This window comes from Maricaulis sp. (assembly GCF_048270265.1).
Classification (GTDB): Bacteria; Pseudomonadota; Alphaproteobacteria; order Caulobacterales; family Maricaulaceae; genus Maricaulis.
On sequence record NZ_JBLWTD010000003.1, the window covers coordinates 86,995 to 99,790 of the forward strand.

12 protein-coding genes are annotated in these 12,796 nt (G+C 64.5%); all 12 read left to right on the plus strand.

What is annotated here, in order from left to right:
• Positions 1-98: 98 nt before the first annotated feature.
• The 12 genes from ACN0YF_RS02680 (at position 99) to ACN0YF_RS02735 (ending at position 12,796) form a co-directional block, all read left to right on the plus strand.
• A complete protein-coding gene (locus ACN0YF_RS02680) occupies positions 99-1,691 on the plus strand; it encodes a GspE/PulE family protein (RefSeq protein ID WP_417493246.1) in 1,593 nt (530 codons plus the stop codon).
• Complete coding sequence (locus ACN0YF_RS02685) at positions 1,684-2,922, plus strand: type II secretion system F family protein (protein WP_417493247.1); 1,239 nt, start codon at positions 1,684-1,686, stop codon at positions 2,920-2,922. Before ACN0YF_RS02680 ends, ACN0YF_RS02685 begins: the two co-directional genes overlap by 8 nt.
• A 1-nt stretch (position 2,923) precedes the next feature.
• Positions 2,924-3,358 (plus strand): type II secretion system major pseudopilin GspG, encoded by a 435-nt coding sequence (gene gspG / locus ACN0YF_RS02690; protein ID WP_417482701.1) that lies wholly within the window; start codon positions 2,924-2,926, stop codon positions 3,356-3,358.
• Complete coding sequence (locus ACN0YF_RS02695) at positions 3,336-3,806, plus strand: pilus assembly FimT family protein (protein ID WP_417493248.1); 471 nt, start codon at positions 3,336-3,338, stop codon at positions 3,804-3,806. Before gspG ends, ACN0YF_RS02695 begins: the two co-directional genes overlap by 23 nt.
• Complete coding sequence (locus tag ACN0YF_RS02700) at positions 3,796-4,173, plus strand: hypothetical protein (RefSeq protein ID WP_417482703.1); 378 nt, start codon at positions 3,796-3,798, stop codon at positions 4,171-4,173. The genes ACN0YF_RS02695 and ACN0YF_RS02700 overlap by 11 nt, the downstream gene beginning before the upstream one ends.
• A complete protein-coding gene (locus ACN0YF_RS02705; protein WP_417493250.1) occupies positions 4,170-4,793 on the plus strand; it encodes a type IV pilin protein in 624 nt (207 codons plus the stop codon). Before ACN0YF_RS02700 ends, ACN0YF_RS02705 begins: the two co-directional genes overlap by 4 nt.
• Before the next feature lie 23 nt (positions 4,794-4,816).
• Positions 4,817-5,746, plus strand: coding sequence for a hypothetical protein (locus ACN0YF_RS02710; RefSeq protein ID WP_417493251.1), 930 nt, complete (start codon positions 4,817-4,819; stop codon positions 5,744-5,746).
• Positions 5,743-6,318, plus strand: coding sequence for a hypothetical protein (locus ACN0YF_RS02715; protein ID WP_417493252.1), 576 nt, complete (start codon positions 5,743-5,745; stop codon positions 6,316-6,318). The genes ACN0YF_RS02710 and ACN0YF_RS02715 overlap by 4 nt, the downstream gene beginning before the upstream one ends.
• On the plus strand, positions 6,305-6,721 hold the full coding sequence (locus ACN0YF_RS02720) for a hypothetical protein (protein WP_417493253.1): 417 nt from the start codon (positions 6,305-6,307) through the stop codon (positions 6,719-6,721). The genes ACN0YF_RS02715 and ACN0YF_RS02720 overlap by 14 nt, the downstream gene beginning before the upstream one ends.
• A 239-nt stretch (positions 6,722-6,960) precedes the next feature.
• Entirely contained in the window at positions 6,961-8,856 is a 1,896-nt protein-coding gene (gspD, locus tag ACN0YF_RS02725; protein WP_417493254.1) for a type II secretion system secretin GspD, read from the plus strand.
• A gap of 59 nt (positions 8,857-8,915) precedes the next feature.
• Positions 8,916-9,671 (plus strand): general secretion pathway protein GspK, encoded by a 756-nt coding sequence (locus ACN0YF_RS02730; RefSeq protein WP_417493255.1) that lies wholly within the window; start codon positions 8,916-8,918, stop codon positions 9,669-9,671.
• Positions 9,668-12,796 (plus strand): FG-GAP-like repeat-containing protein, encoded by a 3,129-nt coding sequence (locus ACN0YF_RS02735; protein WP_417493256.1) that lies wholly within the window; start codon positions 9,668-9,670, stop codon positions 12,794-12,796. The genes ACN0YF_RS02730 and ACN0YF_RS02735 overlap by 4 nt, the downstream gene beginning before the upstream one ends.

Genomic DNA, 12,796 nt, shown 5'->3' on the forward strand with positions numbered 1-12,796 from the left:
TTTTCGGGGCCCTGCCATCGATACCGGCCCCCCTGCACCGGTCTTCCCCAGCGGCATTGGGCCGTACACAAGCGGGTGAAATGTATTAGTCTGTGACCATGGAAATCGATCACGTCAGACTGCGCGAATTGACGGAAGCGGGACATCTCACCGCCGCCGAAGCCGCGCATGCCACGGCCTTGCTTGGCCGCACCGGCGAACCGATCGACCAGATCCTCACCCAGCTCGGCTTGCTGACGGAGGCCTTTCTGGCAGAGCATTTTGCCAGCGCCGCCGGGTGCGATCCCTGTCTCGACCTTGCCACCATCGCGCCAGGCCCGGTCGCGGATTGTGACGGCGATCTCAATCCCGATTTCCTCCTCGCCGAGCGGGTGATGCCCGTCGTGATCGAGGATGACATCGTGATCGTGGCCGTGATTGATCCGGCCCGCGATGCCGGTTTGCGGGGGCTCGCCTTTGCCCTGGACCGTGAGGTCCGGCCGGTGGTGACGACGCACTCCCAGTTCATCGCGCTGTATCAGCGGCGTTTCAATGATCGCGCGATGACGGGCGGCGAACGCGAGTTCGACGTGACCGCTGATTTCGACCGTCTCAAGGATATGGCGAGCACGGCTCCGGTCGTGCGCCTTGTCAATCGTCTGATCACGGCGGCCGCCGGTGCCCGGGCGACCGATATCCATATCGAACCGGGGCCACGCGAGACCGTGGTGCGTTTGCGCGTCGATGGTGTGTTGCGTGATCTGGAAACACTCGACACCACGCAGGCCCTGGCCGCCATTTCACGCATCAAGGTTCTGGCCGACCTCGATATTGCGGAACGCCGGCGTCCCCAGGATGGCCGCTTCACCCAGCCGGTCGCGGGCCGCGCCATCGACCTGCGGGTCTCGGTCGTGCCCGCCCAGCACGGGGAGAGCATGGTGGTGCGCCTGCTCGATCCCGAGGCCAATTTGCAGGAGCTCGACGATCTTGGCCTGCCGGCCCAGGTCAAGGCTGTCGCCGAAGCCGTCCTGCAACGCCCGCACGGTCTGATCCTGGTGACCGGCCCGACCGGCAGCGGCAAGACGACGACCCTGTATTCCTTCCTGCGCCGCCTCGCCGATGGAGAACGCAAGATTCTCACGATCGAGGATCCGATCGAATACCGGCTCCCCGGCATTGCCCAGTCGCAGACCAACCCCTTGATCGGTGTCGACTTCGCCAGCGCGCTTCGCTCCTTTCTGCGTCACGACCCCGACGTGGTCATGGTCGGCGAGATTCGTGATGCTGAAACTGCCCAGACGGCCATCCAGGCGGCGATGACCGGCCATCTGGTGCTGTCGACCCTGCATACCAATGATGCCGCCTCGGCGGTCCTCCGCCTGCTCGATATGGGCGTTGAGGACTATCTGCTGTCCTCGACCCTGGTCGGTGTCTTTGCCCAGCGTCTGGTCCGGCGCACCTGCGCCGCGTGTGCCGGACGGGGTTGTGCGGCCTGTCAGGACACCGGTTTCCTCGGCCGCGTGGCGATTGCCGAAGGCTTTGAGGTCGACGAGGCGATGCGCGAGGCGATCCGGCAGTCCGCGAGCGGACCGGGTCTGGCGCAGGTATTGTTGCAGGGCGGCTTTATCCCGATGTCCCAGGACGGCCGCAACAAGGTGGATGCCGGCCTGACCACGATGGCGGAAGTGAACAGGGCGGTTGGCCGTGCCTGATCTCAAGCCAGAACCCGCCGCGGCGGGCCGGCCGGAGAGCTGGCGCTATACAATCGAACAGCCGGACGGTCGGCTTTTGCGCGGTGAAGTCGTCGGGCGAACCGAGGCGGAGGCCTTGCTCAAGCTGCGCGCGCTCGGAGGCACGCCGCTGGAGATGAAGCGAGCAAGCGCGGGCAACGGTCTGTTCAGCGGCCGGCGCACACACCTGGACGCGTCAGAAGCCCTCGATTTTACCCGTGGTATCGCCGAGCTCGTCGATGCCGGCATCCCGCTGCGCGATGCACTCACCAGCCTTGCCGAGCACGAGAAGCGACCGGCCCTGCGTGCGGCGCTGGTCCGGGTCGAGGACCGGGTTCGCCATGGTGAAGCGTTCAGCAAGGCGCTTGAGGTCGATGCCGGGCAGTTTCCGCGCCTGTTGATCGCACTCGTCCGGGCCGGGGAAGCCTCGGGCTTGCTGGCCAGGAACCTGACCGAACTGGCCGCGCAAATGGAAGACGAGCGCAGTCTGCGCCAGGAGCTGATCGGGCAGATGATCTACCCGATGGCGCTTGTGGTGCTGATCAGCCTGACGCTGGTCTTCCTGTCCTATTTCGTGCTGCCGCAATTCGAGACCATCTTTCTGGATGCCGGTGTGGCGCCGCCTCCCGAGACAGCCTTTGTGCTCGCTGTCGGCGCGTTCTTAAGGGCCTATGCCGTCTGGATTCCGCCCTTGATCATCGCCGTGGCGATCGGTGCGCGCTTGCTCGCACGCCAGTTCCGTTCCGGGCTTGATCAGCTGGTCCAGATTATTCCCGTGGTCGGGGCAGCCTTGCGCACGCTGGACGCGGCCCGCTATTGCCGGACGCTCGGCCTGCTCCTCGCCAGCGGGCAGCCCCTCTCGCGCGCCGAGACTGTTGCGCGCAGTACGATCGCCTCGCCTGGACTGCGGGCGCGCTATGCTGTGGCCGGCGAGGCGGTGCGCGCGGGCGAGAGCCTGTCTGCGGCTCTGGGCCGCCAACGGGTGCTGCCGGCCCAGGCCTTGCGCTTTGTCACGCTGGGCGAGCGAACCGGACATCTCGACGTCATGCTGAAGCGGGCGGCACAGTTGCATGACCGCGAGGTCCGCAACATGCTCAAGAGTTCGGTTGAATTGATCGGACCGGTGATGATTGGCATACTCGGCGTGTGCGTGGGCGGTGTGATTGCCGCAGTGATGTCGGGGGTCTTGAGTCTCAATGAAGTGGTTTATTGATATGACGAAGGCACTCCGGCGGCCAAAGGCCAGCGAGCGCGGGATCACCCTGTTCGAACTGCTGGTGGTGCTCGTCATTCTGGCCTTGCTGGCGACCATTGTGGCTCCACGCGTGATCGGATATCTCGGCCGCTCGAAAACCGATGTCGCCCAGGCGCAGATGTCCTCGATCGCGACCTCGCTCGAGCTGTTCTATCTCGATATGGGCCGCTACCCGGAAGCCGATGAGGGACTGGCTGCCCTGATGGAGGCGCCAGAGGACAGTCTGTTGTGGCGCGGGCCCTATTTCGGGAACAGCTCAGGTTTCAATGATCCCTGGGGGCGTCCCTATATCTATCTGCGCGCCGAGCCCGGTGACCGATTTGTCCTGACGAGTTTCGGCCGTGATGGCGAAGAGGGCGGCGAGGGCGAAGATGGCGATCTCACCCGCAGCTAATCGGGGCGACCGGTCATCCGCCAATGAGCGCGGCATGACCCTGTTCGAACTCTTGATCGCCCTGAGCATTTTCGCGGCCATTGCCAGCCTGTCCGGGGTGGCGCTCGCCGGGTCCCTGGGGCATTTGCGCTATCAGCGATCGGCTGAACAATTGGTGCTCGATTTGCGGCGCGCCAGCCTGAAGGCGCGCAGCACGGGCGATGAGACAATCATCCGGCTCTCACCCCAGGGATACAGCATCGAGGCCCTGGAAATCGATCGGACCTGGCCCCGGGATGTGACGGCGGTCTGGCGGGTGCACCAGGCTGGCAGCTGGCAGGTTGCGACCGTTCTGGCGCTGCCGCCCCGGACGGTTGCCTCACCCGAGCTGGAAGTCGAGATCCTGCGCGGTGATGACCGCCTGTCCGTGCAGATCGATCGTGTCACGGGGCGTGTCCATGCCGGCTAGCCACAAGGAAAGTGGCTATGCCCTGACCGAGGTGCTTGTCGCTTCGGTCATCGCGGCTGCAGTCGTCGCCACGGCGATGTCAGGCATGACCATCGCCCTGCGCGGCGCACGCGGGGCTGCGGACATGCAGCAAGTGCTCCTCGATGGCGCCAATATCTCGGCCCGCTTGCGCGCCGGTGACCCGGCCGCAAATGTGTCGGCTGATTACCCGGACTGGCGGATATCCATCTCGGCTGTCGACCGGCCGGTCGACCCGCGCACGGGTGCGGTCCTGACGCGCGCCCGGATTGAACACACGGCGCCCCTTGTGGCGCTCGAACTCGTCTTTATCGAGGACGGATACCTGCTGACGGATGAGCAACCATGATCCGGGCGGAGCGCGACCACAGCGCCGGCTTCACCTTGATGGAAGCCCTGATCGCCGTTGTCATTCTCGCCGGGATCGCGGCGGTTCTCGTTCCGGCTGTCAGCACCGCCGTCCGCGTCGAGGCCCGCGCTTCGAACCTGATTGTCGGTCTCGAGACGCAGGCCGGCACCGAAGATCTGCTGCGCGAGCTTCTGCTGCGGGCCCACCGCCCGCCACGCGCGGCGTCGGCCGGGCAGCTGGAAGGCACGCCCACCTCTGTCAGCTTCCTCACGCTCGCGACCGCAGCCGGGACACCGCAACCGGCTCGCCTGGAGTTTGAATCCGGTCGTCTGGAATTGACCTTGCCGCGTCTTGAGGACCGTTCGCGCGCGCCGCAGGGCATAGTGCTGGCCGACGAACTCGAACGTGCCCGTTTCCGGTATTTTGGCGATATCGAAGACGGTCGCGGGACGGTTTGGCACGAAAGCTGGGACCATCCCGCGCCGCCACAGCTGGTTGGCCTGGATCTGTTGTCGCGCGATGGCAGCCGCAATCGGATCGAGGCACGGGTCGGCGGTGCAGGCGCGTTTGATTGCCGGTTCGATTCTGGGCAAGGTATCTGTCTGGGGGATACAGAGTGACGGCAAGTACACAACTGGCTCGATTGACTGACGAGCTGCGACACGCCTTCGGGTGGGCGCTGACGACTGTGCGCGCCACACTGCCGCGCATGATCCGCGAGTTCGGCCGCGGCCCGGATGCCCGTCTTGCCCGGCTCGGCAAGGAGAATGAGCTGATCCAGGTCGGGGTGCGCTATCGTTCCTGGCTGGGTGAAGCGTCCTTGGGTGAGGGCAGGGCCGGTAACGAACCGGCAGAGCTGCAGCTCGAACTCTCCGATGCCGAACAATATCGCCGCGTCCTCACCGTCAGTGAGGGTGTGGCCCGCCGCGGGCGCGCGGCCCTGGAGTTGCGCCTGAATGAGTTCAGCCCCCTTCCGGTCGACCAGGCCAGGTTTGCGTTTCGTCAGCTTTCGCCCGCTGTCGGGGGGCGTTGCGACATCGAGGTTGCGGTTATTCGAGCGGCGCGGTTGCGGCAGGCCATTGACGCCTTGCCCCGGTCGGCCGCGCGCTGGAGCATTGTCGGCGCGGTGGATGCCTCGGGCGAGCCCGGCTTTCGTTTTGCCACCGGATCGGCGGGTGGCGGGCGCCGGGGTATCGGACGGGGGGCGGGTCTTCTCCTGCTTGTTGCGGTTTGCGTGCTGGTCTGCGTCGCCTGGGCTGACCGGTTCTCCCGGGAGGCGGATACGCTCGAGCTGCGGCGCACCGAGCTGATCGGATTTGCCCGTGGCCTGCGCGATGCGGACCTCGGTATCGAGCGGGCCGAACTTGCGATGCAGGCGGGACCGACCAGCGTGCCCCTCGACCGGGTGGTCGAGGCCTTGCGCGATCTCGGACTACAGGCGCCGGAGGATCTGACCATCCGGACCATTCAGCTCGAACCCCCACATGCGCTCGTCATCGAAGGTCCCGAAGCTGACGCAGCGGATTCCACCGCAGTCACGCGGCTGGAATTGCCGCTTGGGGATGAAACATGACCGGGATGTTTTCATCGCTGGATGCCCGGAACCGCCTTATGATCGCCTGGGCGATGCTGGGCGGGGCGGCCTTGCTTGTTGCCCTGCCTGTGATCCTGTCTGCGGTCGGAATGGTCCAGGCGTGGCAAGAGACCCGGGCCGTGCGCCAGACCGTTTCGGCGCTGACCGAACGGGTCGGCGCCCAGACTGAAACGATCAACGCCTGGTATGAGAGGCACGGCGAGACGGAGGATACCGTTCGGGAATACAGCGATCCCGATCTTGCGCGCCAGGCCCTGGATGCCGATCTCGACCGGATTTCCGAGGCCTTGATCGGCTCGGGTGCACACTTGCTGCAGGCGCCGAACGTGCAGCAGGCTTCGCTCGGCGGTGACGTCATCGAGCTGGCCGGGACTGTCCAGTTCTCCGGAGCGCTCAGCGATGTCCTGCGGGCATTTGCTGGCTTGGAGCATACCGGCATCCGGCTCGCCGGTCTGAATATTATCGCCATGCCGGGACAGCCCGAGGGGCGGGTTCGCGGGCGCTTGCAGTTGCGGCACAGCTATCTGGTGGTGGTTGATGATGAATCGTAGCGATTTTCTCGGCTCAGCTGCCATCCTGTCCCTGCTCGTCCTTGGGGCGCTGTCCTTTATGCCGATCGGGCTCGCGCCGCCGCTCGAGTCGCCGTCACCGGCTGTCACGACGCCCGAACCGGGCGATGCGGAAGGCTGGGCGCCATGGCTGGAGGGGCGGCTGCGCCCGGCGCCTGCCCGGATTGCCCGGCCGTTGGCGCCGGTGGATGAACTGGCCGGATACAGCCTGGTTGGGCTGGTCGAGGTGGACGGCAGGACCCTGGCTGTCATCGCTGGCAATGGCGGAACGCACTCGCTGGCGGTCGGCGGGATGCTCGATGGCTATGAAGCCACGGCCATCGAGACGGATCACATTGTGTTTGAGCGTGATGGTAATCAGGTCACGCTGCGCCTGGCCCGGTGAGTTAGGCTGGAGGTTTCCGGGGATTGGGCATAAGGTCCACGAAGTCGGATTCCGGGGGAGGACTGAGCGTGGTTTTGCGGTGTTGGCGCGGTAGTTTCGCTGCCCTATTGGTGCTCGCACTGCAGGGGTGTTCCATGGTGATGCCCGATGCGCGCGGTGTGCATGCGGAGCAGTTCCCGCCCCGCCCCATACCCTTGTCCCGAGCCGAGCCTGCCCTTGTGACACCGGCAGGACCGGAGATGCCGCAGGCCGGGCAGACCCCTGCCGGCCGGCCTGATGCCGAACCGGATGGTGATCGCCTGGTCTATTTCGACCAGCAGCGCGGAACGCCCGCCACCAGTGTGTCCGGTGATCGAAGCCTTGATACGACGACCCTGCGGCTGAACTTTGTTGATGCGCCGGTTGCTGACGCCGTTCGGACGATTATTTCCGACGCACTCGGCCGACCGGTCCTGGTCGCCGCCGGCGTCGAGGGGCGGATCACGCTGACATCGCCTGAACCCACGTCTGCGCGGGTTGCCCTGGCTGCGCTGGAAACCGTGCTGAGCGAATCCGGTTTTGCCCTGATCGAACGGGAGGCCGGCTATCTCCTCACGCGTGAGGGCGAGGCCCAGGCAAGCCTGTCCCAGTATTCGACCTCGCTTGGCTATGGCGGCCGGGTCGTTCCGGTGACCCACACCAATCCCAGCTCGATCCTGGCCCTGATCGATCCTTTCCTGTCGGAACGCGTGGATGTGATCCCGCACGACTCCGAAGGCGTGCTGGTCATTGCCGGTCCGGCCGGTGAGGTCGAGAGCGCGGTTGAAGCCATCGAGACCTTTGACCGGCCCTTTCTGACCAATCGTGTCTTCGGCATGTATGAGCTGCAATATGTGAACGCCGAAACGGCCAAGGGTGAAGTCGACGCCGTGCTTGCAGGTCTGGGCGGCGGCAATCGTGCGACGACGACCATCGCCCTGCCGCGCCTGAACCTGCTCTTTGTCGTGACGCGCGATCGTGCCCAGTTCGACCAGATCGGCGCCTGGGTTGCCCGTTTCGACCGGCCGTCCGGTGGCGATGAGCGTCGTCTGCGCTATTATGTGGTTCGCAACACGCCGGCCAGTGCCCTCGCTTCGCAGATCACGGCGGCCTTCGCCGGCGGCGAGACGGGCGGCGCGGCGACATTTGCCCCGCAGGAAACCGGCGATGATCGTGCGGGAATGGGGGCGTCCGGAGGCACCAACGGGCCGGAAGGCCGTCTGGCGATCATCCCTGACCTGCTCAACAATGCATTGATCATCCGTGCCACGGACCAGGAATATCGCGAGATCCTGGATCTGGTGCACCGCATGGATGTCATGCCGCCGCAAGTCCTGATCGAGGCGACGATCGCCGAGGTTCGGCTGGTCGACGGGTTGAGCTTCGGTGTGCGCTGGTATTTCGAGAACCAGGGCGATACCTCGGTGACCATGACGGGCTTCACCGACGACGTGAACGGCACCACAAACCCGGTCTATCCCGGATTCAACTATGCCTTTGCCGGAACTGACCTGCGCGCCACGCTGAATGCACTCAATTCCATTACGGATGTGACGGTGCTCTCGGCACCCTCGATCATGGTCCAGAACAATCAGACCGCCCATCTCCAGGTCGGTGATGAAGTCCCGATCGTGACCCAGACCGCCAGCTCCGTGACCGAAGCCAATGCGCCGCTGGTCTCGTCCATCGAGTTGCGCCAGACCGGTGTCATCCTGCAGGTCACGCCGCGGATCAATGCCAGCGGCATGGTGGTGCTCGATGTCATGCAGGAGGTGAGCAGCGTGCGTCCGACCACGACGTCGGGCATCGACTCGCCAACGATCCAGAAGCTGGAATTCACCAGCACCGTGGCCGTGCGCAGCGACAACACCGTCGCGCTCGGGGGGCTGATCCGCGAGGCGCATTCCGACAATGAAGCCGCCATCCCGCTGCTCGGCCGCATTCCCGGTCTCGGCAATATTTTCAAGAACCGCGACATCAGCAGCGAGCGCAGCGAGCTCGTCATTTTCCTGACGCCGCGGATCATCACGACGGATGAGGACGCAGCGAATGTGCTGATCCATGTCCGCCGCGAGCTTGAGGCACTGGAAGCCAGGCGCAGCGACCTGTTTGAGTGATGAGCATTGCTGGATCGCATAATCGGCAGGCCGGCTCGGCTATCATCTTTGTCCTTTGGATGTCCGTGCTGCTGGCGGTCATCCTCGCCGGTGCGATGGCGATGACCCAGACGGAGCTGCGGCTGGGGGCTGGGCGCCGCACCTTGCTGGAGGATCGCGAGGCGCTGCTGTCCGCGCTCGATCTGGTGGCCTTTGACACCGCGCTGGTCGGACGCAGCTATATTGCCAGCCTGCCGCGCACGGTTACTGTAGCCGGCACGCCGGTCCGCGTGAGCCTGGCGCCGGCCCAGACCCGGCTGGACATCAATATGGCCAATGACGAGGCCTGGATGGCGCTTTTCACCTCACTCGGCGAGCCGGACACCACCGCACGGCGGCTGACCGACCAGATTCTCGACTGGCGCGACAACGATGAAATGACCCGGCCGCAGGGCGCGGAGCGCACGGACTACCCGACCGGGTCGCGGAAATCGCCGGAGAACCGGCCCTTTGTCAGTGTGACGGAACTGGTCCAGGTGCTCGATATCACGCCTGAAAGACTGGCCTGTATTGCCCCCTATCTCACCGTGTTTGGTGGGACGCCGGAGGGCGAGATCGAACTGGCGGCCGAGGAGTTTGCAAGTGCGATGGATGGTGTCCGGGTTGCATTCCAGGCCGACATAGTCCGGCCTGATGGCGGGGTCTCCAGCCTCGCCGCCCTGGCCCTGTTCGGGGCCAATCGCAATCGTCCATTCGACTGGGTTGCCTTTCCGGTCGAGGAGTTCAATCCGGGTGGTTGCAATGCCACGGCACCGGCAGGAGGGGAGCCAGCATGAATATGGTCAATCCAGTTTCGCGGGCGCATTCCCGGCGCCTGATCTTCGCGGCCCTGTTGATCACGGCGCTCGCCTACATGTTCTGGACCGGTTCGCGCTATCCCTCGCTGGACGAGAAGGCGATGATGGGCGGCGCGATCCAGCTTGAGGACCCGCTGGGCTTCGAGGCCGTGCTGCCGATCGAGCATGGCCTGTCGGTGGTGCAGCGGATCGCCTATTCGACGGTCAACTGGATTGATACCAACAAGAAGGGGATGACGTTCGGCCTGCTGTTCGGCGCCGCCTTCCTGACCCTGCTGGGCTATATGCGGCGGCGCAATTTCCGGCTGCCCTTCTCCAATTCCCTTTACGGCATGTTTCTGGGAGCCCCGCTGGGCGTGTGCGTCAACTGCGCGGCCCCGATCGCCAAGGGACTCTATCAGGGGGGATCACGGGCGGAGACGACACTCTCGGCCATGATCGCCTCGCCGACCCTGAATATCGTTGTGATGACGATGTCCTTCTCCCTGCTGCCCTTCTATATCGCGGCCACGAAACTCGTCCTGAGCCTGTTGGTGATCCTGGTTGCGGTCCCGGTCCTGTGCCGCTTCATCCCGCAGGAAAAACTGCTCTCCAGCGTGACCGGCACCGAACAGGCGCCGATGGCGCCGGCGCTTGAGGAAAACGACGACCTGCCGATCGAATCCTTCCCGCAGGCCGTGCTTCATTTCGTGCTCGATTACGGGCGAAATCTCTGGTTCATCCTGCGCACGACCCTGCCATTGATGCTGCTGGCCGGTTTTCTCGGCGCGGTCGCCGGCACACTGATGCCGCCGCAGGGACTGGCAATCGGTGACTTCGGACCGCTGGGCGTCGGCATTGTGGCGGTGATCGGCACGTTCATGCCGGTCCCGATCGGCTTCGACGTCGTGCTCTCCGGTGCCCTGCTCAATGGCGGTGCCAGCCATGGCTACATCATGGCGCTGGTCTTCACGCTCGGCAGTTTCAGCATCTACTCATTCCTGATCGTCGGCACTTCGGTGGGCTGGCGCGCGGCCTTCATGCTCGGCGCTATCGTGATGGTACTGGGCTTTTTCGCCGGGCTGGGTGCGGAAAAATATCATGACTTCCAGACGCGCCGGGCGATCGAAATGCTCACCTCCGAGGCCGCGGCAGAGCCGGTGGCCGGCCCGGCAAACTCCGTGGCTGCGGATACGGCCGTGGCGGCCGGGCAGATCAGCCTCGAGCGCCTGCCCTATGCGGCCGCGTCCGCGCCGCGCGGAGATACCGCTTTCACCCGGATCGAGGCCTGGCAGATCGGTATTGATCATCCGGTCGAGTTTTCCTTTGCCGACATGTGGCCACCCTTCTGGGAGGGCCGGGCCATCAGTTCGGGCGATATTGATCGCGACGGCGATCCCGATCTGGTTTTCGCCTCGACACGGGCCGGATTGCACATCTACCTCAATGACGGCAGTGGCGAGTTTGCGTCCATGCAACAGGATTTCGGCGCTGTCGCGGACATGCCGGTGTTCAACGCCGTGCTGGTCGATATCGATGATGATGGCTGGCTCGACCTGTTTCTCGCGACCTATCAGCAGGGCCTCTACATCCTGCCCAACCAGAATGGGCGGTTCAATCCGGACGGCCTGCGGCCGGTGCGCAATCGCGAGAATGCCATTCTGGCCATGGCGCTGAGCTTTGGTGATGTCGACCGCGACGGCGATCTGGACCTGGCGCTGGGGAACTGGGCGGCCGGCTGGTACCGCCGTGTACCCGGCGAGGAATCGCGCAACCGGATTGTCTTCAACGATGACGGCGCGCTGTCAGGCGACAGCTTCGCCGACTTGCCAGGCATTCCCGGCGAGACCCTGTCGATCCTGCTCAGCGATATCGACCATAACGGGACCCAGGACCTGCTGGTCGGCAATGATTTTGAAGTGCCGGACTATTTCTATCTCGGCGACGGAGAGGGTGGGTTTTCCGCCATCACCCACCAGGATGGCCGCATTCCCATGACCACGACGACAACCATGTCGGTCTCGTCGCGTGACCTGACCAATGACGGCGAGGCCGAGATCTACCTCGCACAGATTGCCGGCCGGGCGTCGGGTATCTCCAGCCGTCTGCGGATGCAGCCGATCGAGCAGTATTGCGACGGTATCCTGCGCGCGGCGGACCAGGCGGTCTGCCAGCAGAACATGGATATCAAGACCTGGTACCGCCCCGGCAACGCGCTCGACCCTTCCTTCGCCAATCATTGCGCCCCGCTGGCCGAGCCCTATCGTTCGGAATGCCGTGGCATGCTGATCAAGGATATCGCGATCCAGAACCGCAATCCGGAAATGTGCGCCCTTGTCCCGGTCGGCCAGATTCGCGCGCGCCAGTATTGCGACATTCATTTCCTGCCTTCGCGCACCATGACTGAGGCCGAGCAGGATGCCGCCATTCCACAGGTTCTGGCCCGCAACATCCTGCTGTCGCCGGTCGGTGATGGCAGCTATGCCGAGCGCGGCCGCGACCTTGGCCTTGAGGTGGGCGGCTGGAGCTGGGATGTGTCGATCGCTGATTTCGACAATGACGGCTGGCAGGATGTCTACATCGTCAACGGTACCTGGGTCCCCAATGAGGTGACGCCCTCCAATATCTTCCTGCGCAATAATGGCGGTGAGGGGTTCGAGGAAGTGACCGAGGCCTGGGGGTTGGGTGACTATCTGATCACCGCAGCCGCAACGGTGGTCGATCTCGATCATGACGGCGATCTCGATATCGTGGCGGTTCCGGTCAACGGACCGGCCATCGCCTTCCTGAACAATGCGACCGATCATCATGCGATCGATTTCGAGTTCGACGACCGGATCGGCAATCGCGATGGCATCGGTGCTCGCGTCGAGATTCGCTACGGCGAAAACGGCGAGCAGATGCAGATGCGTGAAGTGCAGTCCGGCGGCGGGTATATGTCGTTTGATGCGCCGACCGCCCATTTCGGACTGGGCGGGGCCACGCAGGTCGCGTCGGTCACTATTGCCTGGGCCGATGGTGGCCTGACACGGATAGAGACGCCCCTTGAATCGGGCGCGACCTATCGGATTACACGCACACAAAATGACCAGGGACAGGTCCTGTTGGAGGAAAGCCGGCCATGA